This window comes from Streptomyces sp. NPDC053474 (assembly GCF_044544845.1).
Taxonomy (GTDB): domain Bacteria; phylum Actinomycetota; class Actinomycetes; order Streptomycetales; family Streptomycetaceae; genus Streptomyces.
Window position 1 is genome coordinate 83062 of the sequence record NZ_JBITXV010000018.1, and the last position, 23310, is coordinate 106371.

General features: G+C 74.4%; 21 protein-coding genes. 9 read left to right on the plus strand and 12 right to left on the minus strand.

The window, feature by feature from the left end:
* Positions 1 to 382: 382 nt before the first annotated feature.
* Positions 383 to 835, minus strand: a complete 453-nt coding sequence (locus tag ACIG3E_RS33935) for an NUDIX domain-containing protein (protein ID WP_399623567.1) — start codon at positions 833 to 835, stop codon at positions 383 to 385.
* 783 nt (positions 836 to 1618) lie between these two features.
* Positions 1619 to 2302: a transcriptional regulator gene (locus tag ACIG3E_RS33940; RefSeq protein WP_399623568.1), complete on the minus strand. Its 684-nt coding sequence runs from the start codon at positions 2300 to 2302 to the stop codon at positions 1619 to 1621.
* Positions 2303 to 2824: 522 nt separating this feature from the next.
* Here ACIG3E_RS33940 and ACIG3E_RS33945 point away from each other — a divergent pair.
* Positions 2825 to 3499 carry a hypothetical protein gene (locus ACIG3E_RS33945; protein ID WP_399623570.1) on the plus strand — a complete coding sequence of 225 codons (675 nt, stop codon included), beginning with the start codon at positions 2825 to 2827 and terminating at the stop codon, positions 3497 to 3499.
* Positions 3499 to 4728, plus strand: coding sequence for an MAB_1171c family putative transporter (locus tag ACIG3E_RS33950; protein ID WP_399623572.1), 1230 nt, complete (start codon positions 3499 to 3501; stop codon positions 4726 to 4728). The genes ACIG3E_RS33945 and ACIG3E_RS33950 overlap by 1 nt, the downstream gene beginning before the upstream one ends.
* 34 nt (positions 4729 to 4762) lie before the next feature.
* On the opposite strand, the gene ACIG3E_RS33955 is transcribed toward ACIG3E_RS33950, so the two are convergent.
* Positions 4763 to 5356 (minus strand): TetR/AcrR family transcriptional regulator, encoded by a 594-nt coding sequence (locus ACIG3E_RS33955; protein WP_399623574.1) that lies wholly within the window; start codon positions 5354 to 5356, stop codon positions 4763 to 4765.
* Positions 5357 to 5433: 77 nt separating this feature from the next.
* Here ACIG3E_RS33955 and ACIG3E_RS33960 point away from each other — a divergent pair, with 77 nt between their 5' ends.
* Genes ACIG3E_RS33960 through ACIG3E_RS33970 form a run of 3 tightly spaced genes read left to right on the plus strand, consistent with a single transcriptional unit; the run spans position 5434 to position 7506 of the window.
* Positions 5434 to 6402: an NAD(P)-dependent oxidoreductase gene (locus ACIG3E_RS33960; RefSeq protein ID WP_399623576.1), complete on the plus strand. Its 969-nt coding sequence runs from the start codon at positions 5434 to 5436 to the stop codon at positions 6400 to 6402.
* Between the two features lie 47 nt (positions 6403 to 6449).
* Complete coding sequence (locus ACIG3E_RS33965; protein ID WP_399623579.1) at positions 6450 to 6860, plus strand: ArsR/SmtB family transcription factor; 411 nt, start codon at positions 6450 to 6452, stop codon at positions 6858 to 6860.
* Positions 6853 to 7506, plus strand: a complete 654-nt coding sequence (locus ACIG3E_RS33970) for an SRPBCC family protein (protein ID WP_399623581.1) — start codon at positions 6853 to 6855, stop codon at positions 7504 to 7506. The genes ACIG3E_RS33965 and ACIG3E_RS33970 overlap by 8 nt, the downstream gene beginning before the upstream one ends.
* 13 nt (positions 7507 to 7519) lie before the next feature.
* Here ACIG3E_RS33970 and ACIG3E_RS33975 read toward each other — a convergent pair whose 3' ends face one another.
* Together ACIG3E_RS33975 and ACIG3E_RS33980 are read right to left on the minus strand one after the other, a co-directional pair.
* Positions 7520 to 8467: a TauD/TfdA dioxygenase family protein gene (locus ACIG3E_RS33975; RefSeq protein WP_399623583.1), complete on the minus strand. Its 948-nt coding sequence runs from the start codon at positions 8465 to 8467 to the stop codon at positions 7520 to 7522.
* A 218-nt stretch (positions 8468 to 8685) separates the two neighbouring features.
* Positions 8686 to 10197, minus strand: a complete 1512-nt coding sequence (locus ACIG3E_RS33980) for a PLP-dependent aminotransferase family protein (RefSeq protein WP_399623585.1) — start codon at positions 10195 to 10197, stop codon at positions 8686 to 8688.
* Positions 10198 to 10225: 28 nt separating this feature from the next.
* On the opposite strand from ACIG3E_RS33980, the gene ACIG3E_RS33985 reads away from it, so the two are divergent.
* Both ACIG3E_RS33985 and ACIG3E_RS33990 read left to right on the plus strand, forming a co-directional pair.
* Positions 10226 to 10825 carry a LysE family translocator gene (locus ACIG3E_RS33985; protein ID WP_399623587.1) on the plus strand — a complete coding sequence of 200 codons (600 nt, stop codon included), beginning with the start codon at positions 10226 to 10228 and terminating at the stop codon, positions 10823 to 10825.
* A 46-nt stretch (positions 10826 to 10871) separates the two neighbouring features.
* Positions 10872 to 11564, plus strand: coding sequence for a B3/4 domain-containing protein (locus ACIG3E_RS33990; protein WP_399623588.1), 693 nt, complete (start codon positions 10872 to 10874; stop codon positions 11562 to 11564).
* Positions 11565 to 11588: 24 nt separating this feature from the next.
* Here ACIG3E_RS33990 and ACIG3E_RS33995 read toward each other — a convergent pair whose 3' ends face one another.
* The 7 genes from ACIG3E_RS33995 to ACIG3E_RS34025 all read right to left on the minus strand — a co-directional run bounded on the left by ACIG3E_RS33995 (position 11589) and on the right by ACIG3E_RS34025 (position 21694).
* Positions 11589 to 12671 (minus strand): LacI family DNA-binding transcriptional regulator, encoded by a 1083-nt coding sequence (locus tag ACIG3E_RS33995; protein WP_399623591.1) that lies wholly within the window; start codon positions 12669 to 12671, stop codon positions 11589 to 11591.
* 77 nt (positions 12672 to 12748) lie between these two features.
* Positions 12749 to 13594, minus strand: a complete 846-nt coding sequence (locus tag ACIG3E_RS34000) for an ROK family protein (protein WP_399623593.1) — start codon at positions 13592 to 13594, stop codon at positions 12749 to 12751.
* Complete coding sequence (locus ACIG3E_RS34005; RefSeq protein ID WP_399623595.1) at positions 13591 to 15285, minus strand: class I mannose-6-phosphate isomerase; 1695 nt, start codon at positions 15283 to 15285, stop codon at positions 13591 to 13593. Before ACIG3E_RS34005 ends, ACIG3E_RS34000 begins: the two co-directional genes overlap by 4 nt.
* Positions 15286 to 15323: 38 nt before the next feature.
* A complete protein-coding gene (locus ACIG3E_RS34010) occupies positions 15324 to 18488 on the minus strand; it encodes an alpha-mannosidase (RefSeq protein ID WP_399623597.1) in 3165 nt (1054 codons plus the stop codon).
* A gap of 25 nt (positions 18489 to 18513) precedes the next feature.
* Positions 18514 to 19398, minus strand: a complete 885-nt coding sequence (locus ACIG3E_RS34015; RefSeq protein ID WP_399623599.1) for a carbohydrate ABC transporter permease — start codon at positions 19396 to 19398, stop codon at positions 18514 to 18516.
* Positions 19399 to 19412: 14 nt separating this feature from the next.
* The gene (locus ACIG3E_RS34020) at positions 19413 to 20393 is read right to left on the minus strand and encodes a carbohydrate ABC transporter permease (RefSeq protein WP_399623601.1); all 981 of its coding nucleotides are present in this window, start codon (positions 20391 to 20393) and stop codon (positions 19413 to 19415) included.
* Complete coding sequence (locus ACIG3E_RS34025) at positions 20390 to 21694, minus strand: ABC transporter substrate-binding protein (RefSeq protein WP_399623602.1); 1305 nt, start codon at positions 21692 to 21694, stop codon at positions 20390 to 20392. The genes ACIG3E_RS34020 and ACIG3E_RS34025 overlap by 4 nt, the downstream gene beginning before the upstream one ends.
* A gap of 458 nt (positions 21695 to 22152) precedes the next feature.
* On the opposite strand from ACIG3E_RS34025, the gene ACIG3E_RS34030 reads away from it, so the two are divergent.
* Positions 22153 to 22782 carry a LysE family transporter gene (locus tag ACIG3E_RS34030; protein ID WP_399623738.1) on the plus strand — a complete coding sequence of 210 codons (630 nt, stop codon included), beginning with the start codon at positions 22153 to 22155 and terminating at the stop codon, positions 22780 to 22782.
* Between the two features lie 127 nt (positions 22783 to 22909).
* Positions 22910 to 23299: a tautomerase family protein gene (locus tag ACIG3E_RS34035; RefSeq protein WP_399623604.1), complete on the plus strand. Its 390-nt coding sequence runs from the start codon at positions 22910 to 22912 to the stop codon at positions 23297 to 23299.
* Positions 23300 to 23310 lie beyond the last annotated feature (11 nt).

The following is a 23310-nucleotide window of genomic DNA, read 5'->3' on the forward strand; positions in this document are numbered from 1 at the left end:
TTCCAGCGGGCGCCGACCGGCACACCGGGCAACGGTTCTCCCCCACGTCCGGTGTGCGCAGGGGCGGCGGGACGCCGTCGGCCCTGCGTGAGAATGCCGTCGCCGATCCCCCGGCGGCGGCATTCGTGCGTACCGGCACGTGCCCGTCCCCTCCCGTGCGGGAGGGGACGGGCATGCCAGGCCGCGCGCTGGTTCACCGGCCCGCCATGGGCCGTACCACTGACCTAAGTGCTGGGCGCCGCACCCGGCCCCGGGGGTCGGGTGCGGTGTGCTCCTGGTGTCGGATTCGGTGTCGGGACAGGATCCGGTCGGCTCGGTCCTCTCTCCGCACGGGGTGGCGCCCCCGTGTGCGCCGCTCAACCGGCGGCCGCGTGGCGGTGGTTCACACCTCGACTTCGAGGCAGACCAGTCGCTTCTCCTGGCGGGCGGCCAGGGCGGCCTCCCACATGGGTTTGACGAACGGCGAGACCAGTGACGCGTCGACGCGCTGGGGCGGGGCGAAGCGGTAGCAGACGTCCCCGTCCTCGCACCGGGTGAGGGTGCGCCGCTGTTCGGCGTCCACCTCGCCCGCGTCGAAGATGTAGCAGACACGGGGCATGGGCCCGCCGGAGTCGACCCAGGCGACCACGAGCAGGTCCCCCATCGTCACGTCCAGGCCCAGCTCCGCGCGGATCTCACGAGCGCACGCGGCGCTCGGATCCTCCCCTCCCTCGACATGCCCCCCGGGCAGATTCCAGTACGCCGTGTAGAGCGGCTTCACCATCAGCACATCACCGTGCTCATCGGTGATGATCGCCCCGGCCGATGCGGCCAGGGTCGTAGCAGTAGCATCCATGGCATCTTCCTGAATTAGCCCCGTCATGATCTGAGCACCGGCTCATCAGGAACGGGCAGCTCGGCGAGCGGAGTCCCCAACTCCCCCCGACGGGTACGCGCGCAGACGTCGCGTGCACCCCCCGGCAGCGGCTCGGCTCTCCGGGCCAAGGCGCCCCCGCGCCCCGGAGGGAACCATGACCGCGGCCGTGTCCAAGGCCGTACTGCCAAGGAGCGCGCCGACGGCAAGCGGTGTCGCCACCAGTCCATCGCTCCTCCCCTGCACCACCGCGGTCCGGGTCGGGCCGCAGCAGCCCCTGGCATCACCTGATAGAACGCTCGTTCCATTCGCAGGGGCCAACCAGTCCCCGGGGGTTGACTCCGCGGCGTCGGGTGGGCAACCCGTGGCCACCGCGGGGCGGCATCGCTGCCTTCCGGGGCATGAGCAGGACCGTCGGCCGCTTACCGAGCACTCCCGCCCCCACGGGAGAAGTCACGACAGCGACCATACGGACGAATGGAACATCCGGGCAGGTTTCCTTCCCCGTCAGAGCCAACCTGCCCCTGGCTCTGGCGTAGACAGATCCTGATGCACTATCACAGGCGGTGTCAACGATTGAGAACGACGCATGTCATGGCGCTGGCGACTGAGGCAAGTCGGTACAGAGCACCGCACAGTGTTCGGTGCGGAGCGCCGCACGGTGTACGGTGCCGCGCGGCAACGCGCGTAGCGCCCCGCCCGGCGAACCCCGACCCGGCCCGGGCGGACCCGCCGCCCGGACCCGGGCGAGCCGGTCCACCGGGCCTACGCGGACCCGTCGCCCGAGCCGTGACCCTCGTCGGGCTTCCGCTCCTGGATCGCCCTGACCAGCTCGTCCAGGGCGGGCAGCAGGTCCCGCAGCGTGTCGATCTGCGCCCCGTCCGCGGTGCTGCGCAGGGCGACCGACCGGGCACCGAGCTCCTGGAGCACCGCGTGCGTCGCCAGCTTGGGCAGGTCCTCGTGCACCATGCGCCGTAAGTAGGCGACCAGGGCGGCGCCTTCGGTGCGGGAGCAGAAGCCCTCCGGCACGCGGAAGAACAGTTCGAGGCGGGCGGCGTGGTCGTGGTTCGCGCCGCGCTCGCCGTTCAGGAGGTTGGACACGTGCTGGGCGGAGATGCCGGTCGCGCGCGAGATCTCCCTGAGCCCGTACGGCTCCCTGCCCGCCGGGGTCTCCTTGAGCCGGGTGCGCTGCAGGAAGCGCAGCCGCTGCTGGAAGAGCGCCTTGCGGAACGTCTCGCGCGCGTACTTCTCGTGCGGCTCGTCCTCGGGGGGCTCGCCGTTCAACAGGGCCCGCACCCGCTCGGGTTCGATCCCCGTCGCGCGGGAGATGAGCGTGAGGTCGAGGAGCCGCCCGCGCGTGGTCCCCAGGCGCGCGGCATAGGCGTCGACGTCATCGAGGAGACGGGCGATCACGTGTCCGGGCGCCGCTTGGTGGTCGGCTGCGTTCACCTGAGGGTCTCCATGGGCCACGGAACTCGTTGGGCGCCCTGAGAGTATCCGTCCGAACCATCCCCGGCCAGCACTGTCTTCAATTGTTGACACCATAACCGGCCGTAAAGCGTTCGACTTTCGGTCAAAACTGGCAGTCGCACGGCAGCAGCTTCCGTTTCGTGCTCTCCCCCGTGTCCTGCCGGCCGTACAAACGGGCGCCCCGTACGCGTCACCGCGCGGCCGATACCCACCAGCGCACTCGCTACTCAACTCACCTCCGCACCACGGGAAAACACCACATTCGTACTGTCGCAACGCCAGCCGACGCCGCCGTACGAAATCAGCCTGATAATGTCCCAGCGCAGGTCAGCGGGCACACGTCTGTCACAGGGGCGGAACGGGGAGTGTGAAGGGCCTATGAGAACCGCCAGCGCACGGGCACCGCGCCCGCGTCTCGCGACGCGCCCACGAAGAACCGTGCCCGGGCCGGGAATCGGCCCCGTGCCGCACCCCTCACGGCCGACCCGGGAGCGCTGACCCGTGCTGTTCGCGGGCGCCTCCACATCCTGGCGCCACACCGGCGAGGTCCGCGTCACCGACGCCCCGGCCCGCATCCTCGACGCCGTCCGCAGGCGCCGCGCCTGGGGCCGCGCGCGGCGGCGGGCCGTCCGCATCATCCACGACGACCTCGGGCTGCGCCCCGGCCAGGGCCTGCAGGAGCTCCTCCAGGCCGTCGTCCGGCGGCGCCGCAGGCCCCTCACCGTCCTGCGGGTGCCCCTGCCCCCGCACGTCAGCGGCTTCTGTGTGCGCGGCGACGCGGAGGACACCATCGTCGTCACCGCCCTCACCAGCGAGCGGCAAGGGCTGCACGTCCTGCTCCACGAGCTCTACCACCTGCTGTGCGGCCGACCGCCCGCCCCGAACCCGTACGCCGTCGCGGCCTGCGACCTGCTCGATCTGGGCGCCGTGAGCGCGCAGATGCCCTCCCTGCCTCCCGCCGTGGTCGAGGAGGTGCTCTTCCGGCCCGCCCGGCCGCGCACCGGGACGCCGGTGGTGCGCGAGGACGCCGCGGCGCCCGCGGAGCACGGGGAGGACGAGGAGTGGGCCGCCGAAGTCTTCGCCACCGTGGGCCTGTTGATGCTGTGCCTCGACCCCGCGGTGAGCTATGCCGGCGCCCTGACCTCGTCCTTCGCCCACCGGCGCGCCGACGTCTGATGTGGCACGCCCTGCTGTCCTCGGTCAGCCTCACCGTCGCCGCCGTCAGCCTGGCCCTCGGCACCGTCAAGGCGCTCGCGGCCCGGCGCGAACCGGCCCTGGTCCTCAAGCTCACCGCGTCGTCCCTGTTCCACTCGGCGGCGCTCTTCCTCCTCGTCACGCCCGCCGTCTACCACGCCGTCGGCGAGCTCACCGGCGTGCCCCACCTGGCCGCCCTGCTCATCGACTGCGCGGCCCTGCTGCGCGTCGGCCACGCCCATCTCCTGGCGCACCTGTGGCATCCGCCGGACCCTGGCGGCGTGCCGCTGCGGCACAAGGTGCGGGCCTGGGCGCCGCTGTACGGGGGCACGCTCGTCGTCCTCACGGGCCTGTTCGCCCTGACGGACTTCGACGGGCCCGCCCGCCCCTTGCTGTTAGCAACCGACCACGCGCGCGTGCCCCAGATCGTGGCGCTGCACGTGGTGTACTTCCTCGCCCTGTCGGCGGCCGTGACCGCCACCGTGCTCAAGTGCCGCGCGCTCCTGGCCCTCGGCGCCCCCGGGCTCACGCCCGAACTCGACCGGTCCGTACGGGGTTTCGCGGTGGCCGTCGCCCTGGACCTGGTGCACGCCGTCTGTCTGCTCGTGGCCATGGCGGGCGCCGCGCACGGCCGCGGTCTCGACGCGCTCGCCGAGGGCGCCTGGCTGACCACGGCGGCCAGCGCGCTCGTCGCCACCCACAGCCTCGTCCGCCTCTCGGTGCACGCCCGCCGCCAGGAGCGGCGCGACTACTTCGCGCTGCGGCCGCTGTGGCAGACCGTGGTGGGCGGCGATCCCCGGCTGGTGCTCACGCCGGGCCTCGCCTGGGACGGCTGGGACACGCGCATCGCCCTGTCCCGCAGGCTCGTCGAGATCCGGGACGGCGCCCGCGGCCTGAGGCCGTGGATGAGCGCGGCGCCCGCCCACGCCGTGGCCCAGCTGGCCCGCGGGGGCGCGCACCCCGGCGTCGACGTCGTCGCGGCGCAGGCGGCCGCCACGCTCCTGTACGCCGCCGGGCGGCGCGGCGCGGGCCAGCCGCCCGCCCCGGCCGACTCCGGCTTCCCCGAGCTGCCGGGCGAGGACGTCCCGGCCGCCGGGGAACGGGCCCATCTCGTCCTGGTCGCCCGGTACCTCGACCATCCGATCGTGCGGGAGGCCCTGACGCTGCCGTGCCGTCGGCCCCGGGCGATGTGCGACAGCGGGCACGCGTAGCCGGACGTCCTGAGTCCCTTACGTCCTAAGTCCCTTACGTCCCTTCGGTGACCGCCGCGTCGAGGAGCGGGCCGAGTTCGGCGACCGCCGCCGTCAGGGCCCGCGCGTCCCGTTCGGCGCGGGCGATGAGCAGGGCGCCCTCCAGGGTGCTGATCATGAGGGTCGCGAGGGGCTCGGCGCGCGCGGCGGGCACGCCCATGTCCGTGAGCGCCCCGGCCACCGCCCCGCTCCAGCGGCCGAACGCGGCAGCGGCGGCGGCCCGGGTGGACTCCGTGGAGCCCCCGCGGTCGACGACGGCCGCGGCGACCGGGCAGCCGGTGGCGTCCGGGGCGGACTCCAGCTCATCGGTCCACTGGCGGACCATCGCGGCGAACAGGCCGCTGGGCGAGGGCGCGGCGAGGTCGGCGACGAACCGCCGCACGCGCCCCGCCGCATAGCCGCCGCCCCACTCGACGGCCTCGTTGACCAACTGCTCCTTGCCGCCGGGGAAGTAGTGCTGGAGCGAGCCCCGCGGCGCGTTCGCGCGCGCGGCGACGTCCCGCATCCCGGCGGCGGCGACGCCACCGCCGCGCAGCAGCTGGGCCGCGCTGAACACCATCCGCTCGCGCGGCCCCCGCTCGGACCCCATCGCCGCTCTCCTCTTCTCGTTCTCGTACCGCCTGCCGACCGCCCCCGCGCGGGACTACTATGACAGCCGTCATAGCTATGACGGCTGTCATAACCGTGGCCGCGAGGCCGGAGTACGGGGGTGCGCGCGTGGACGTGGGATTCGTGGGACTCGGCGTCATGGGGCAGCCCATGGCACTCCGCCTCGCCGGCTCCGGCGCCGAGCTGATCGTGTGGAGCCGCACCGCGGCGAAGTGCGAGCCGCTGCGCGCCGCCGGGGCGCACGTCGCGGCGGACCCCGACGAGGTCTTCCGGAAGGCGCCCGTCGTGATCCTGATGCTCGCGAACGGCGACGCGATCGACGCCGTCCTCGGGCGGGGCGCGCCGGACTTCGCCGCGCGCGTCGCCGACCGGACCGTCGTCCACATGGGCACGACGTCGCCCGAGTACTCCCAGGGCCTGGCGGCCGACGTCCGCGCGGCGGGCGGGCGGTACGTGGAGGCCCCGGTCTCCGGCTCCCGCGCGCCCGCCGAGGCCGGGCGGCTCGTCGCGATGCTCGCCGGGGAGCCGACGGACGTGGCGCGGGTGCGCCCGCTGCTCGCACCGCTGTGCCACGAGGCGTTCGTGTGCGGGCCCGTCCCGAACGCGCTGGTGATGAAGCTTTCGGTGAACCTCTTCCTGATCACCACGGTCACCGGGCTCGCGGAGTCCTTCCACTTCGCCGAGCGGCACGGCCTGGACACCCGGCAGTTCCTGGAGGTCCTCGACGCCGGGCCGATGGCCAGCGGCGTCTCGCGGATGAAGGCGCCCAAGCTGCTCGCCCGGGACTTCGGCGTCCAGGCTGCGGCCCTCGACGTCCTGAAGAACAATCAGCTCGTCGCGGCCGCCGCCCGCGCGACCGGTGTGGCCTCGCCGCTCCTCGACGTCTGCCACGAGCTGTACGCGGACACCGTGGCGCTGGGCCACGGGGGCGCTGACATGGTCGCCGTGCTGCACGCCATCGAGGCACGGACCGAGCGGGGCGGGGCGGCCCCGCCGCTCTCCGACGGGCACCGGGCCGCGTTCTGAGCGTATAAGAGTTGCCTTATATAAGGCAGGGGTGGCATGCTGGGGCCGTGCACGCATTCGACGTGCTGGGCGATCCGGTCCGGCGCCGCATCCTGGAGCTGCTCGCCGAGGGCGAGCAGAGCTCCGGCGCGGTGACGGCCGCGATCCGGGAGGAGTTCTCGATCTCCCAGCCCGCCGTGTCCCAGCATCTGCGCGTCCTGCGCGAGAGCGGGTTCGCCACGGTGCGCGCCGACGGCGCCCGCCGGCTCTACGCCGTGGACGCGGCGCCGCTGCGCGAGGTGGACGCCTGGCTCGGGCGCTTCCGCGGCTTCTGGGAGCAGCGCCTGGACGCGCTCGGTACGGAACTGGCCCGGGGCAAGCGGGCCCGGCGGTCGCACGGCAGCACACCAGGGGGTGGTGAGCGCGGTACGGAACCTCGTACCGCCACGGAAGAGAGCGAGGAGACCTCCGATGGCTGACATCGTCGACCTGATCAACGCCATGCACCGCCAGGTGCACGACACCGAGACCCCCCAGGGCACCGGCCGCGGCATCGTCATGCGCCGCACGTACGACGCGCCCGTCCACGACGTCTGGGAGGCCTGCACGGACGCGGAGCGCCTGGGGCGCTGGTTCCTGCCCGTCACGGGTGAGCTGAAGCCCGGCGGGCACTACCAGCTGGAGGGCAACGCGGGCGGCGAGGTGCTGCGCTGCGAACCGCCCCGCCTGCTGCGGGTCAGCTGGATCTTCGGCGAGCCCCAGGAGGACGGATTCAGCGAGGTCGAGGTGCGCCTGACGCCCGAGGGCCAGGAGCGCACCCGCTTCGAGCTGGAGCACGTGGCCGTCGTCGACCCGGCGTTCTGGAACACCTACGGCCCCGGCGCCACCGGCGTCGGCTGGGACCTCGGCCTGGTCAGCCTCGGCAGGTACCTCGCCGAGGGCGAGGCCTTCGACCGCGAGGCGACGCAGGCCTGGAGCGAGTCCGAGGAGGCGCGCGCGTTCCTGACGGCCAGCAGCGAGGCCTGGGGGAAGGCGAACGCGGCCTACGGCACGCCCGCGGCGACCGTCGCGGCGATGACGTCGGCCACCACGGACTTCTACGTGCCGCCCGCCTCCGGCTCCTGAGCGCGCCCCGGGATCAGTACGGCCGGTCGCCCGCGATCGCCACGCGCTCGGCGACCCGGCGGGCGGCCCCGTAGTCGGCGACGGCGTAGTGCTGGGTGGCGCGGTTGTCCCAGAACGCGACGTCACCCGCCCGCCAGCGGAACCGCACCTGGTACTCGGGCACATGGGCCTGCTGGAACAGCAGCCGCAGCAGCCGGTCGCTCTCCGTCCGCTCCACGCCGAGGATCCGGGTGGTGAAGGAGGCGTTCACGAACAGCGTGCGCCGACCGGTCCCGGGGTGCCTGCGCACGACCGGGTGGCGCACGGGCGGGAAGGCCTCCTGCCACCGGGCGAGCCGCTCGGGCCCGTAGAACCGCCGGAAGCCGGGCAGGAAGTCGTGCTCGGCGACGGCGCCCTCGACGCGCTCCTTCACCTCGTCCGCGAGGTTGTCGTACGCGGCGGCCATGTCGGCCCACAGGGTGTCGCCGCCGAACGGCGGGACCTCGCGCAGCTGGAGGACGGCGCCCAGCGCGGGGCGTTCGCGGAAGGTCACGTCCGCGTGCCAGACGTTCTCGAAGGTGGGCACGGACGACGCGCCCTTGTCGAACCGCGCCACCTCGTCGCTGTCGCCGCGCTCCAGCAGCGGATTGGTCTCCAACTCGCCCCAGTGGCGGGCGAACGCGCGCTGCCGCTCGCCGCTCAGGTGCTGCCCCCGGAAGAACAGGACCTTCCATTCGAGCAGGGCCCGGTCCACCTCCTCGCGCAGGGCGGGCGACAGCGGCCGGGCGAGGTCGACACCGTGGATCTCGGCGCCGATGGTGGCGGCCTGCGGTACGACCTCGAACAGCTCGTAGGGCCGGTCCTGCCAGCCCTGCGGGGTGCGGCGCAGCACGCGCCGCCCCTCGTACAGGCCGTCGGCGGGAATCCGCGCGGGGCGCAGCGGACCGGGGTCGGCGGGGTGCGGGGCTTCCGCGACGGACATGGGGCACCTCCGGAGCGCAGGGGGCCCGCACGGCGGACGGCGTACGGGGGCGGGCGGCGAGGGACCTGGGGTCCGCTACAAGCCGCCGCGCGCGCAACCACATCGGTCCGGCACGGTGGCCGGTCCGAACGCGTGGGCGCGGTGCGTGGGCATGCCCTCATCATGCGCCCCGTGCAGCACCGGATCAAGGCCGGGGCCCGAGCCGTGCGGACGCGACCTCAGGAGACCAGGGTGCCCAGGACCGCCACGCCCTCGCGGATGTCGGTCGGCGTGCTCGCCGCGTAGCCGAGGACGAGACCCGGCGGCTGGGGGCGCTGGGCGTGCCAGGACAGGGGCTGCACCTTCACGCCACGCTCCAGGGCCGCCGCGGCGAGCTCGGTGTCGGCGCGGTCCGCGGCCCCGCGCGGGAAGGTCACCATCAGGTGCAGGCCCGCGGCGGCGCCGTGCACGACGGCGCCCGGCAGCCGCGTGCGGATGGCCTCGATCATGGCGTCGCGGCGGGCGCGGTGCCGTCGGCGCAGCAGCCGCAGGTGGCGCTCCAGGTCCCCGGACTCCATCAGATGGGCGAGGACCAGCTGCGGCAGCGCCGCGTTGCCGAGGTCCGCGAAGCGCTTGGCGTCCACGAGCGCGGCGTGGTGTGCCCGGGGCGCGAGCAGCCAGCCCACGCGCAGGGCGGGCGCGAGGAGCTTGGACACGCTGCCCGCGTACGCGACGCGGTCGGGGAGCGTGGACCGCAGGGCGGGGACGGGCGGCCGGTCGTAGCGGTGCTCGGCGTCGTAGTCGTCCTCGATGATCAGGCCGCCGTCGCGGGTCCACCGGGCGAGTTCGCGCCGCCGTCCGCCGCCGAGGACCACGCCGGTGGGGAACTGGTGGGCCGGGGTCAGCAGGACGGCCGGGGCGCCGGTGTCCCGCAGCGCGTCCACGCGGATGCCGTCGGCGTCCACGGACACGGGCGGCGCCTGGAGGCCGGACACGCGCAGGTGCTGGCGGAGCCCGAGCGAGCAGGGGTCCTCCACCGCGACGCGGGAGATCCCCACGCCCTGGAGCACGGTGGCGAGCAGGCCGAGCGCCTGGGCGGTGCCCGCGACGATCAGCACCTCGTCCGGGTCGGCCGCGATGCCCCGGTTGCGGGCCAGCCACCGGGCGACGGCGCGGCGCAGGGCCGGGGTGCCGCGCGGGTCGCCGTAGCCGAAGTCGGAGGGCACGAGCCCGGCGAGCACGGACCGCTCGGCGCGCAGCCAGGCGGCGCGCGGAAACGCGGCGAGGTCCGGCAGGCCGGGCGACAGGTCGATCCGGGCGGGCGCGGCCCGCAGCGCGTCGAAGACGTCCGTTCCGGGCGGCCGCCTGAACAGCGGGCTACTGCCTGACGGTACGTCAAACCCCTTGGTGCTGGGCACCGTTGGCGAGGCCAGTGGCGCGGCCACGACCACGGTGCCGCCCCTCCCCCGCCCGGCCACGTGCCCGTCCTCCGTCAGCCTGCGGTACGCCTCTGTGATCACGCCGCGGGAGACGCCGAGCTCCGCGGCGAGCACCCGGGTCGCGGGCAGTCGGCTGCCGACCGGAAGCAGGCCGTCGGCGACCGCGCGCCGGACTTGGCGGGCCAGCCAGTCGGCCATGCCGCCCCGCGGGGCCTCGGCGGTGTTCAGCTGGAGGAAGTCGGAGGCGGCGGTGGGCTCGGGCGCGCCGACCGCTTTGGACCTGTCAGGGGGAGATCCATTGGACCTGTTCACCGAACCATTGTGACGACAGAGTCAAGCCATGGAATTTCTGCTCACCACGCTCGTGATGACCGTGACGCCCGGCACCGGGGTCCTCTACACCGTCTCGGCGGGCCTCTCGCGCGGCCCGCGCGCCAGCGTCGTCGCGGCCGTCGGCTGCACCCTGGGCATCGTTCCGCACCTGCTGGCGGCGATCACGGGCCTGGCCGCGCTGCTGCACACCAGCGCGCTGGCGTTCCAGACGCTCAAGTACCTCGGTGTCGCGTACCTCCTCTTCATGGCGTGGAAGACGCTCCGCGACCGCAGCGCGCTCACCGCGGAGCGGGACGACGCGCCGCGCTCCTCGGCCCGGGTGATCGTCGACGCGGTGCTGCTCAATCTCCTCAACCCCAAGCTCACCCTGTTCTTCTTCGCGTTCCTGCCGCAGTTCGTGCCCGACGGCCATCCGCACGCGGTGCTCCGCATGCTCGAACTCAGCGGCTACTTCATGCTCCTGACGTTCGTCGTGTTCGCCGCGTACGGACGGTTCGCGGCCGCTATGCGCGACCACGTCATCGCGCGGCCCGCAGTGGTGACGTGGCTGCGGCGCGTCTTCGCGGGCGCGTTCGCCGCGCTGGGCGCGAAGCTCGCGCTCTCCTAGCGGGCCCTCGCCTTCCCCCTTTCACCCTCTCCTGATCGGAATCACCGTGTACTTCCAGCATGATCCCGGCCTGTGGCGGGACTTCCCGGCCCTGGTCCCCGGCGTGCTCCACGCCCGTGGCATCACCCCGGACGTCCCGGTCGACGAGCCGGTCGCCCGGTACGGCGCGGCGGCGGCCGAGCGGCTCGCGGCCGCGCCGGAGAGCCAGTTCCCCGAAGTCCAGGCCTGGCGGCGGGCGTTCGCCACGCTCGGGATCAAACCCACCCAGTACCGCTGCGCTTCGGAGTCCCTGCTGCGGCGCTTCCGCAAGGACGGCTCGCTGCCGCGCATCCACCCGCTCATCGACCTGTGCAACGCCGTGTCCCTCGCGTACGGCATCCCGGTCGGCGTCTTCGACCTCTCCCGCATCAGCGGGGACCTCGACGTCCGGTACGCCACGGGGGACGAGGCCTACGAGACGTTCTCCGGCGGCGTCGAGCGGCCCGACGCGGGCGAGGTCGTCTTCGCCGACGGCCGGGGCCGGGCCCACGCCCGCCGCTGGACCAACCGCCAGAGCGGTCACTCGGCCGTGCGGGCCACCACGTCCGACGTCCTGATCATCGCGGAGGCCCTGCACGGCACCGCCGCCCAGGACGTGCCGAAGCTGGTCTCCTCGCTCGCCGACGAGCTGCGCGCGGCGTGGTCGGTCGAGCCGACGACGGGGGTGCTGACCCGGGAGGCCCCCGGGTTCACTTGCTGAGCGCGTACGACCGGCTCCCTGGGGTCAGTCGCCGTACTCGACCAGCTCGGTGGGGAGCACCACCCGTCGCGCGGCCGTGACCGGGCCGTCGGCCGGGGCGCGCTCGCGCATGCGGTGGCGGAGCAACCGGCCCGCCTCGCGGCCCAGTTCGTCGCTGTCATAGGCGACGAGGGTGAGGGGCAGGCCGAGGGCGTCGGCGAGTTCGAAGTCGTCGAAGCCCGCGAGGGCGGTGTCGGTGCGGCGCGCGCGCAGGGCCCGGAACGCCCCTATGGTGTTGCGGTTGTTGGAGCAGAACAGGGCCGTGGGCGGATCGGGCAGGCCCAGGAGTTCGGTGGCCGCGCGCTCCGCCTGGCGGGGCCGGGTCTGCCCCTGGCGGACGTGCCGCTCGTCGCCGGTCAGGCCCGCGTCCGCGAGGGCGGAGCGGTAGCCGCGCAGCCGCTCGGTCCCGGTGTAGACGGTCGGCGGCGAGCCGAGGAAGCCGATGCGGCGGTGGCCGCGTGCGATCAGGCGCGCGGTGGCGGCGCGGGCGCCGCCGAAGTCGTCGACCAGGACGCAGTCCGCGGCGAAGCCCTCGGGCGGGCGGCTGGCGAGGACCACGGGGACGCCCTCGGCGGCCGCGGCGGCGAGGTGGCGCTGGTCGTCCCCCGCGGGCACGGCGATGATGCCGTCCACGCGGCGGCCCACCAGGTCCTCGACCAGGTCCCGTTCGGCGTCCAGGTCCTGCCCCGTGTTGCCTATCACCGTCTTGAGGCCGTCCGGGGCGAGCACGGAGTCGACGCCGAGGGCGAGCCGGGAGTAGAAGGGGTTGGCGAGGTTGGTGACCACCAGGCCGACGAGGCCCGTCCCCCGGCCCAGGCGCAGGCGGCGGGCCAGTTCGTTGGGCCGGTAGCCGAGCGCGGCGGCGGCCGCGCGGACCCGGTCGCGGGTGGCCGGGTGGACCCGGGGGTCGTCGCGCAGCACCCGCGACGCGGTCATCGCGCTGACCCCGGCGCGTTCGGCGACGTCCCGGAGGGTGGCCTTGCCGCTCCTGGACTCGCGCGGGGCGGGGCCGCGCGCGGGCGCTCCCGTCCCGCCCTCGGACTCGGGCTCCCGCGGAGTTCCGGGCATCCGGGCCTTCCTTTCCTCTCTCCCCGCCGCACGGTGTCTCCTGTGGCCGCGCGGTGTCCCCCGGCGCGGCGCGGCCGCTAGCGCTGGCGCGCGTACAGCGCCGCCCCCACGAGTGCCGCGTCCTCGCCGAGCGCGGCCGCGCGCAGCGCGACCGGGGTGTCCCCGAGGCCGTCGCGCAGCGCGGGGCCGACGAGGTCCCAGGACGCGGCCATGCCGCCGCCCACGATAAGCGCCGTGGCCCCGAAGTCCCGCACGTACGGGGCGAGGACGGCGCCGAGGGGGCGCAGGGACGCGTACAGGACGCGGGCGGCCCGGCCCTCGCCCGCGCGGGCGCGGGCGGCGATGTCCCGCACGTCCGCGGCGCGGTCGCCGTAGCGGGCGATGACGGCACGGCGCGAGACGGTGTCCTCCAGCGGGCGGCCCTCGCACCGGATCAGGTCGACGCGGCCCAGCGGCGGCACGCCGGGCCCTTCGCGGCACACGGTGCCGTCGGCGAGGAAGGCCGAGCCGACGCCCGTGCCGAGGGTGATGCCGACGCATCTGCGGTGGCCGCGCGCGGCGCCCGCGTGCCACTCGCCGAGCGCGAAGGCGTGCGCGTCGTTGAGGAACGCCACGCCCGCGGGCCGGGGCCAGACGCCGTCGAGCAGGACGGAGCCCACGTCGATCCCGTACAGGTCGTCGAACTTGCCGACGCCCTCGTAGCGGGCCACGCCCTTGTCGTAGTCGAAGGGGCCCGGCAAGGCGACGCCCCACACCTCGCCCGGCGCCGCGTCCAGGTCGGTGGCGCAGCGCACCACGGCGCTAAGGACGTGCTCGGCGCTGCCACGCGCCTCGACACCGCGGCGCACCCGGCGCACGACGCGGGCGGCCTCGACGAGGGCCGCCGTCACATGGGTGCCGCCCAGTTCGAGGACGGCCCTCACGAGCGGCCCGCGGCGGGCGGCCGGACCAGCGCCTTGACGACCCGCGCGGGCCCGCCGCGCGCGGCGACGCGGTACGGGCCGACCGCCGCGGGCACCGTCAGGGTCTCCGCGTACGACAGCGGATGCGCGGCGCCCGCCGCCGTGCGGATCTCCACGCCCTCGCCCTCCACCACGTTCAGGACGTGGAAGCGCCCGGCGGTGTCGTCGGTGGCCTCGGCACCGGCGTCCAGGGTGAAGCGCCGCACCTCGTAGAACATCTCGTCGAGGGCGCCGATGAGGTCCTCGCGCCAGCCCGGGCCCGTGCGCAGGGCGCGCGGCTCCTGGACGAGGTCGCGGGCGACGGCGTCGCCGCGCCGGTCGGTGTCCAGGTTCGCCAGGCCGTGTTCGTAGGGCAGCGCGCGCGGTCTGCCGTCGGCGTCGGGGCGCAGCCAGTCGTAGAAGCGCAGGCTGTACAGGTACGGCGTGGCGCTGATCTCCAGGACGAGGTTGCCCGCGCCGCTGGCGTGCGGGGTGCCCGCGGGGATGAGGAAGAGACGGCCCTGCTCGGCGGGGAAGGTGAGGACGTGGTCCTCGGGGTCCATGGGCACGCCGTCCCGGGCGGCCTCCTCGACCTCCTTGCGGAACAGGACGGGGTCGGCGTCCTCGCGCAGGCCGAGGAACACGCGCGTGTCGGGGCCGCCGAGCGTCAAGTAGTACGACTCGTGCTGGGTGTAGGGCCAGCCGAACCGCTCCCGCATGTACCGCTCGCGGGGGTGGCAGTGCACGGAGAGGTCGCCGCCGTCGACGGTGTCCAGGTAGTCGAAGCGGATCGGGAAGGAGGTGCCGAAGCGGGCGTGCGCGTCGGCGCCGAGCATCTCTTCCGGGTGCAGGACGCACAGGAGCTGGAAGGGCACTTCGGCCTGGCGGTCGGGGCCGGTCCCGATGAGGACGCCCGATTCGGGGGCGATGAGTTCGTAGCCCAGTGCCGTGTTGCGGGCACCCGCGGCGAAGCCGAGCCGCCGCTGCGCCCAATGCCCGCCCCAGGGCGTGGAGTTGAAGTACGGGCGGGTGCGCACAGGACCGCGGGCGAGGCGGGCCAGGGTGGCGCGCAGGCCGTCGCCGTCGAGGTGGACGGGCCGGTCGGGGTCCTGGACGTCGAGCCAGGCGTCGACGCGCGGGGCGAGCGCGTCGCGGTGCCGGTCGAGCACGGGCCAGTCGACGTAGAAGAGCCGCCGCAGGTCGCCCGGTGCGTGCGGCAGGCCCAGGTTGCGGCCGGTGCCCGCGGCGACGGCGGCCTCCGCGTACCGCTTGGGCACGTCGGCGTACCACAGGACGTCGTGCGGGACGAGGGAGGCGCCCGGGCCGTACACGAGGCACAGGGTGTCCGGCGCCCCGGCCACGTGCGGCAGGGTGTCGAAGAGGTCGCTGAGGGGGTTGGCGGCGAGCTTGCAGTAGTACGGGTCACCGGCGCCGTCCTCGGTGCGCTCGCGGACCGAGGACGGCGGCGCGTAGTGCGCGCGCACGTCCAGGGTCCGCACGGGCGCGGCGAGGTGTGCGGCGAGCCGGGCGGCAAGCCGGTCGAAGTCCACGGACGGGGGCCCCTCCACGGCCACCGTCCGCGGACCGCTGGGCAGTTGTGCGGCCACGGCGGGCCAGCCGGTGGCCAGGACGGCCCCGGGCGCGGGGCCGTAGCGCGGATCGAGCCGGTACACACCATCTCCTTACCGCTGCGACAGCGACGTGCCAGCTCTCACTGGCGCACGAACAGCACCGCCGCCGTGCCGAGGGCGGGCACGTCGACGCTCACCTCCCCGTCCTCCAGGGGGAGTTCGGGTCCCTTGCCGCCCAGGTAGCCCGCCCGGTGGGCGGTGCGCGCGGGGAAGCCGATCCGCACGCGGCACGCCACCGGCTCCTCGGCGAAGGACTGCAGCCGCAGCAGCGTCTCGCCCGCCCGGGGCGTGGTGGCGCCGACCAGGCGCACCCGCGGGTCGTCCAGGGCGGCGAAGCAGTGCGTGGCCGGGGCGTCCCCCGTCGCGCCCCGGGCCCGCACCGCCCGCAGCGGCCTGCTCCACGCCGCCGCCGTCCGGGTCCCGAGCCCGGCCGCCGACGGACCGCAGGCGACGCTGTAGCGGAAGGTGAACGCGAAGCCCTGCTCGCTGGGGAAGTTGGTGTCCCACAGGTTGTTGTGGATCCAGGAGAAGACGGTGGCGGGCTCGTCGTGCCCGAGGGTCTTCGGGAACGGCGCGTACGGCAGCGCGATGTTGCCGAACTGCACCAGCGGCGCGTCCTGCGTGGACCAGGCGACCGCGAGCCCGTCGTCGGCGAGGGTCACCCAGCGGCGCACGGCCCGCATGTGCCGCGCCGAGCCCGGCACCACCGGGAGGCCGGTGCCGGTGGCGCCGCCGGAGGCCTCCATGCGCACGACGGGGTGGTCGAAGGCGAAGGGGAAGGCGAAGTAGGCGCTCTCCTTGCCGAGGGTCCGGTCCTTGTCGAGGCGGTTCTCGACGTCGAGCCGGGGCACGCCGCGCGGCAGCGTGAGGGTGACCCGGAGGCGGTTCGCGCCCGCCGGACGGGTCTCGTACGTGACCGACTCCGCGGTCGCCGTGGAGGTGCGGTCGATGAGCGCGGCGGGCGGGGCGACGGCGCGCCGCCCGAGGTGCTCCAGGCGCTCGGACGCCGTGGTGCGGCTGGAGTTGTGGTTGAAGGCCCCGGCGGTGGTGTAGCTGTCGTGGACGTATCCGTTGAAGCCGACGATCGCGTCGGCGCGCACGAGCTCGCGGCCGGTCGACTTGTCGATGACGGAGGCGACGCAGGCCTGGGCCAGGTCGACGCGGACCGCCAGGTACTCGTTCTCCAGGAGCGTCGGTTCGGGGTGGGCCGCGGCGCGCGCGGCCCGCTCGGCGGGGTCCTCGCGCTCGGTGCCGCCGGTGGGGTTCCAGCCGGTGGCGGCCTTGACGACGGGGTGCGCGTCGCGTCGCCCGGCCCGCCCGGCGTCGGCCCGTACGTCCAGGCGCACCGAACCCGCGGACGGCACCTCGTCCACGCGGGCCAGCAGGAAGCGGCCCGCGTCGCGGTGGTCGTCGTTGGTCTGGGGCCGCTCCTCGTGCGCCAGCGCACGGCCGTCGCGGGCGTCGTGGACGGTGACCCGCTCCTCGAGCGGCACCGTGCTCTCCGGCAGGAAGATCCGTACGACGTCGGTGCGCGGCCAGGAGCAGGTGTTCACCACGTGGTACGAGGCCAGGGCGCCGGGCGCGGCGGCGAGCCGCTGGCCGAGCCGGGCCGAGGCCCGGCGCAGCAGCGAGGCGCCGTCGTCGTGGGCGCGCAGGGCCTGTCCGTACTTCCAGTGCCACTGGTGCTCGCCGGAGTGGCCGCCCTCGTCGCCGTGCGTCCACGGGTCGCCGGCGCCCCAGGTGTGCTCGTCGAAGAGCGACACCGCCTCGTACACCCCGGCGGCGTCCCGCGTGTCGTCCTCGGCCCCCGTGGCGTCGAGGAGAGCGGCGAACGTGCCGATGGTCTGGGCGTCGGCGACCGTGGACTGGGCGGTGCGGGCGAGCGACAGCGGGCGCGCGCCCGCGCCCACGCCGTCCACCCACCAGTCGGTCCAGTCGCCCTCGAAGGTGCGGATCTCCCCGCCGATCCGGGCCTCGGCGTCGCGGAAGAAGTCCTCGTTGCGGGAGAGCCTGAGGCGCGGGTACGCCCAGGTCTCGTTCCAGCGGCGCACGGTGTCGGCGATGACGCGGCGCGGCGGCGCGTTGTCGCCGAACTTGCCCTGTACGCGCAGGTGGAGCACGTCCCACGGGTACGGCTCGCGCTTGACGTCGACGTGGTCCATGGCCCAGCCGAAGATGCCGCCCCGGTAGGGGTAGGGGTGGGTGGCCAGCGAGGTGAGGTAGGCGGGCAGCAGGTCGTCCACGTCCGCGTACGAGGTGTCGAAGCCGAGCAGCGGGCCCTCCATGTAGGCCAGGCCGTGCGGGGTGTCGGTGACCCACACCAGGACGCTCGCGCCGCTCGGAGCGCGCCAGCGGAACAGCCGGGGCAGCCGCTCGCCGCCGACGAGGTGCGGCACGGAGCGGCCCGCCCAGTTGTGCGCGACGGACAGGTAGCGCACGCCCGCCTGGGCGAGGGCGTCGACGAGCCCGACGACCGCGCCCGGCACGTCGGTCTGCATCGCGGCGGTGAGGGTGACGCCGTGGGCCTCGCGGATCTCGTGGGCCGGGCGCAGGAGTTCGTGGAGCTCGTCCGTGGAGCAGGTCTCGGTGTGCAGGTTGAAGGGCATCGCCGTCAGCTCGATGCGGCCCTCCCGCACGCGGCGCATCAGCTCCTCGACCTGCTCGGCGGGCCGGGCGGCGGCCCACTGCCGCAGCGACCACAGGGACTCGACGCACCAGCGGAACCGGGACTCGGACGGCCAGTCGTCGGTGGCCCGGGTCAGCTCCAGACAGGAGTCGAGGAACGACAGGTGTTCGTTCAGGACCTGGCCCTGGGGGTCGGTGTAGCCGATGTCGAGGTGCGAGTGGTGCACCAGGTGGATGGTCCAGCGGCGCTGCGGGGTCAGCTGGACGGTGATGCCGTGGTCCCCCTGCGGCAGGCCGACGGTGAGGCGCGTCGCGGTGTCCACGGCGGGCACGAGCAGCCGGGCGCCGCCGCCGGGCCCGGCCACGCGCTCGGCGCGTACCGCCGTGCCCGCGCCGGTGCGCACGGCCAGTTCGGCGGGGACCCGGGAGCCGCCCACGGGGTCGATCCGCAGCGACTGGAGCAGGGTGCCGTCGGCCGCCTCCCGCAGCAGGGGTTCCTCGCTGAGCCGCAGCGCGGCGCCGTCGAGGGTGCCCTCGGCGCCGACCACGCCGGAGCGCAGGCTGGCGCGGACGCGGTCGTTGTCCCAGTCGGCGGTGCGGACCAGGGCCCGTGTGGTCATGCGGATCTCCCCGGGTGGCGGGCGGTCAGCGGACGGACGCGGCCATGCCGCGCAGGAACAGGCCGCGGAACACCAGGAACAGCAGCAGCGTGGGCACGGACACGACGAGGGCGCCCGCGAGGATCACGGGCGGCCCGCTGGAGGCGTAGGTGGCGCGCAGGGTGGCGAGCGACGCCATGACCGGCTGGACGTCGTGGCTGCGGCTGAGGGTGAGCCCGAGCAGCAGGTCGTTCCAGACGGCGGTGAACTGGAAGAGGAAGGCGGCGCCGAGCCCGGACCGCATCAGCGGCACGTGGACGCGCCAGAAGATGCGGGTGAAGGAGGCCCCGTCGATGAGTGCCGCCTCCGTCAACTCGGGGGGCATCGTGGTCATCTGATTGCGGATCAGGAAGAAGGCGAACGGCACCGCCCAGGCGACGTACACGAGCATGAGGCCGAGCCGGGTGTCGTACAGGTTGGCGTCCGCGTACAGGCCGAACAGCGGCGCGAGGAAGATCTGGAGCGGGAACAGCGTCCCGGAGTAGATCAGCCAGAACCAGAGGGCGGGCCGCGGGATCGGCAGGACGACCACCGCGAACGCCGCCATGGCCGCGACGAGCACCGCGAGGAGGCCGCACACGACGGCGTACAGGAGCGAGGCCTGGAAGCTGTCGCCGATGCCCGCCTCGTCCCAGGCGGTCCTCACGTTGTCCACGAGCGCGAAGCCCTGGAACGTCCAGTCGGGCTTGCCCTCGTACGCGGCCACGGGGGTCAGCGCGTTGACGACGAGCAGGTACAGCGGGAGCAGCCAGAGCGCGACGCACCCGGCGACGAAGGCGTGCAGTCCTATGCGGCTAAACCGCCGCCGCTCTCGCGGACCCCACTCCCACCATCGTGGTTCCTCAATTGATGGTTGCGGCGCATCCGCCATGAAAAATCCCTCCCTCAGGCCCTCGACCAACCCGTGTCGGGCATCTGACGGCTCAGGTAGAGCCAGGACGAGGCGACGACGACCACGGAGAGCACGAGGGCGATCGCCGAGCCGTAGCCGACGTGGAAGAGGCGGAACGTCTCGCGGTACATGGTCAGGGCGAGGGTCTCGGAGGAGCGGGAGGGGCCGCCCTGGGTGAGGATCCAGATCATGTCGAAGGCCTTCAGACTGTTGACGATGGCCATGCCGACCACGACGACGGTCACGGCGCGCAGCTGCGGCACCGTGATGTACCGGAACATGCGCCAGCCGCTTGCGCCGTCCAGCTGGGCCGCCTCGACGGTGTCCCGGGGGATGGCGCGCAGGCCGATGGCGAAGAGCACCACGTTCAGGCCGGTCGCCTGCCAGGTGCTCGCGACGATCAGCGCCAGGGTGTTCTGCGGCCACTCCAGGAGCCAGGTCTGCGCCCACGCGTCGAGGCCGACGGCGCGCAGGGCCTGGTTGACGGCGCCGTCGGAGGTCAGCATGAAGTACCACAGGGCCGCGGTGGCGGTCCCGGAGATCGCGAAGGGCAGCACGATCACCAGCTGGGCGACGCCGCCCCAGCGCAGGCGGTGCGTGGCCAGGGCGATGACGAGCCCGGCGAGCACCGGCAGGAGCAGCGTCCCGGCCACCCACATCAGGGTGTTGAGCAGGGAGCGGCCGAAGATGGGGTCGTCGGCGAGCCGGGTGTAATTGTCGAGGCCGGTGTAGCTGCTGGTGAAGCCGTTGTCCTCGAAGAAGCTGCCGTACACGCTGCGCAGGAAGGGGTAGACGAGCAGGACGCCCACGAACGCGAAGGCGGGCAGGGCCCAGGGCAGCGCGGTCAGAGGCCCGCCGAGCCGGGCGCCGGGGCGCGCGGCGTGGTGCGGGGTGCGCAGGGGCACGCGCCGCCGGACGCGGCGCTCGCGGGCGCCGGGCGCGGGCGCCCCCGCGGGGGTCACGGTCCCGGTCATGTCTCGCCCGCCTCCCGCCACACCTTCCAGGCCTCGTCGGCGCGGTCCTGCATGGTGCGCAGGACCTTCCGGTACGAGGAGGGGTCGAGCAGGAATCCGGCGAGGTCGTCGACGGTGGCCTCGACGAGTTCGGGCGGGCCCTGCTCCCAGAAGCGGTTGAGGAGCCACAGGCGGTCGCCGCGCACCTTCTTCTGGAGTGCGGCGATCACCGGGTTGGCGGGCGGGACCCGGGGGTTGGGGCAGCCGTCCTGGAGGGTGTGCGAGAAGGCCTTCATCACGGCCGGGTGCAGCCAGGCGCCGGTCGCCTGCACGGCCTCGTCGTGGTCGGGTCCCTTGACGGTGGCGACGAGGGCGCTGGACTCGAAGACGACGCTGGGACGGGCCCCGGGCTCGGCCATGGGCAGGACGAAGGCGCTCATGTTCCGGCCGGGCTCGGCGCCCGCGGCCACGAGCGTGGAGCCGAGCCAGGTGCCGCAGGGCACCATGCCGACCTTGCCGTGCACGAGCGCCGCGGCGGCGTCGACGTGGTTCATGTCCATCGGTGTGAACCAGTCCCGGTCGAAGAAGGACACCAGGGTGCGCAGGGCGCGCTCGGCACGCGGGTCGGTGTAGCGCGCGCGGCCGTTCATCAAGTCGTCGTAGAAGCGCGGGTCCTGGCGGCTGAGGACCTCCTGGAACCAGATGAAGGCGGGCCAGCGGCCGTCGGCGGTGCCGTGCAGCGGCGTCACCTTGTTGCGCTTGAGGCGGGTGCAGGCGGCCAGGAAGTCGTCCCAGGTGCGCGGCGGCTTCAGACCGTGCTCGGCGAACACCTCGGGGTTGTGGAACACCACCCAGTACGCGAGGTTCATCGGCAGGCCGTAGACGCGGCCCCGCTCGGTGAACGCGGAGCGCAGCGCGGGGTCGGCCCAGCCCTTGCGCTCGGCGCGGTCCCAGGTCGCGGAGAGGTCGACGATGCCGCCGGTGCGGGCCAGGTCCTTCAGGCGGTAGCCGGACCAGTACTTGAGCATGTCCGGGGTCTTGCGGGTGCGCAGCGAGGACTTGACGACCTGCTCGAAGGATTCGAGGAGCGGGTTGACCTCGGGGACGAGCCGCAGCCCCGCGACGTCCTGCATGGCCTTGCCCGCGGCCGTCATCGGCGCGGCCCAGGCGGCGCTGTCCCCGAACACGCCCACCTTGCCCCGGGGTTGGCCGGTGGCGGTGGAGCAGGCCGTGGCGAGGGCTCCGGTGGCGGCCGCGGCGGCGCCGGTGATCAGCGTGCGGCGTGCCAGAGCGGGTGGCGCGGTGGGCGTGGTACCTGACATGGGCGGCCCCCAGGTGGGTCCCGTGCGTCCCGGGTCGTCTCCCGGGTTGTACCGGCGTGTACCGAGCGGCACCGGGTGCGCCCGGGGCGTGCCCCGGCCCGGTGTTAGCGTTAACACGAGCGAGTTGGAGCGTCGCGGCGGCGGGGGCGGATGTCAAGGCCCCGCGTACCGTTCAGGCCACGCGCAGGCCGTCGGCGCGCCGTCGCGCGAGGCCGCGCCCGGGCGTGAACGGACTGCGCCCGCACCCTCGTGGCCTGACGGCTTTCCCGCGGTCCGGCTCTTCCGGTAGCTCCTCGCGGCGCGGGCGAAAAACGGTTGCCCGGCCCCCGGTCGGGGCCGCAAGCTCGGCGCATGTCCTTCGCATCGACACCCACCCCGCTGCCGCTCGCCCCCGCCGACCGTTCGGCGCGTGGCCAGCAGCAGCCCGGCTGTCCGTGGAGGTCCGCGCCGCCGCTGCGGTGAGGGGGCACCTGGTCGCGGGGCTCGTCGCCGGGTATGGCATCGCCATGCCGGTGGGGGCGGTCGCGACGTATCTGGTGGGGCTCACCGCCCGGACGTCGTGGCGGGTGGGGGCGTGCGCCGCCCTCGGGGTGGCGACAGCGGACGGGCTGTACGCCCTGGTCGCCACCGTCGCGGGGGCCGCCGCGGCCCCTGTCGTCGCTCCAGTGATGGGCCCGCTGCGCTGGGTCTCCGCCTGCGTCCTGGTCGTCCTCGCGGTGCGCGCGGCCACGGCGGCCGTCCGGCGGCACCGCGCCCCGCACACGGCCGCGCCCCGCGACGGCGGCCCGCCGAGCCCGGCCCGCGCGTACACCGCCTTCCTCGGCATCACCCTGCTCAACCCCACCACCGTCGTGTACTTCGCGGCGCTCGTGGTGGGCAGCGGGTCCGGCGCGGACGCGGACCGCCTCGGGCAGGCCGTGTTCGCCCTCGCCGCCTTCGCGGCCTCCGCCAGCTGGCAACTGCTGCTCGCCGGGGGCGGGGCGCTCCTGGGCCGCGCCCTGACGGGCCGCCGGGGCCGCCTCGTCACGGCACTGACGTCCAGCGCGGTGATCACGGCGCTGGCGGTGCGTCTGCTGGTGGCGGGGTGAGTCCCGCTCCCGCCCGCGGGCCCAAGGCCCGTCATGGCCGGGCGGGAGCCGGATGGTTGTACCTACTAGTATGTACACACATCCGGCCCCGCCCCGGGCGCCCCGCACCTCCACAAGGAGTCCCGCCATGCCCCTCGTCCGCATTGACGCCCTGCGCGCCGACGGCGCGCGCCTCGACGCGCTCGGACGGGCCGTCCACGACGCGCTGGTGGAGACGATCGGCATTCCGCCCGAGGACCACTTCCAGATCCTGACCAGCCACGACGGCACCAGCAGCACACTGCGGCACGGCACCTATCTGGGCGTGCGCCGCGACGACGGGATCGTCTACGTCGCGATCACCATGCGGGCCGGACGCACGCCCGACCAGAAGCGCGCCCTGTACCGGCGGATCGCCGAACTCGCCGAGGAGTACGCGGGCACCGAGCCGCGGAACGTGTTCGTCACCGTGCTCGAGAACGCGTCGCCCGACTGGTCGCTCGGCCACGGCGAAGCCCAGTACGCCCCGGCCGATTAGCCCCGCCCCGA

Excerpts from the sequence above, each read along its gene's own strand:
- ACIG3E_RS33935 (WP_399623567.1), bottom strand. The coding sequence starts at position 835 with ATGGATGCTACTGCTACGACCCTGGCCGCATCGGCCGGGGCGATCATC.
- ACIG3E_RS33950 (WP_399623572.1), top strand. The coding sequence starts at position 3,499 with ATGTGGCACGCCCTGCTGTCCTCGGTCAGCCTCACCGTCGCCGCCGTC.
- ACIG3E_RS33955 (WP_399623574.1), bottom strand. The coding sequence starts at position 5,356 with ATGGGGTCCGAGCGGGGGCCGCGCGAGCGGATGGTGTTCAGCGCGGCC.
- ACIG3E_RS33960 (WP_399623576.1), top strand. The coding sequence starts at position 5,434 with ATGACGGCTGTCATAACCGTGGCCGCGAGGCCGGAGTACGGGGGTGCG.
- ACIG3E_RS33970 (WP_399623581.1), top strand. The coding sequence starts at position 6,853 with ATGGCTGACATCGTCGACCTGATCAACGCCATGCACCGCCAGGTGCAC.
- ACIG3E_RS33975 (WP_399623583.1), bottom strand. The coding sequence starts at position 8,467 with ATGTCCGTCGCGGAAGCCCCGCACCCCGCCGACCCCGGTCCGCTGCGC.
- ACIG3E_RS33985 (WP_399623587.1), top strand. The coding sequence starts at position 10,226 with ATGGAATTTCTGCTCACCACGCTCGTGATGACCGTGACGCCCGGCACC.
- ACIG3E_RS33995 (WP_399623591.1), bottom strand. The coding sequence starts at position 12,671 with ATGCCCGGAACTCCGCGGGAGCCCGAGTCCGAGGGCGGGACGGGAGCG.
- ACIG3E_RS34010 (WP_399623597.1), bottom strand. The coding sequence starts at position 18,488 with ATGACCACACGGGCCCTGGTCCGCACCGCCGACTGGGACAACGACCGC.
- ACIG3E_RS34015 (WP_399623599.1), bottom strand. The coding sequence starts at position 19,398 with ATGGCGGATGCGCCGCAACCATCAATTGAGGAACCACGATGGTGGGAG.
- ACIG3E_RS34020 (WP_399623601.1), bottom strand. The coding sequence starts at position 20,393 with ATGACCGGGACCGTGACCCCCGCGGGGGCGCCCGCGCCCGGCGCCCGC.
- ACIG3E_RS34025 (WP_399623602.1), bottom strand. The coding sequence starts at position 21,694 with ATGTCAGGTACCACGCCCACCGCGCCACCCGCTCTGGCACGCCGCACG.
- ACIG3E_RS34035 (WP_399623604.1), top strand. The coding sequence starts at position 22,910 with ATGCCCCTCGTCCGCATTGACGCCCTGCGCGCCGACGGCGCGCGCCTC.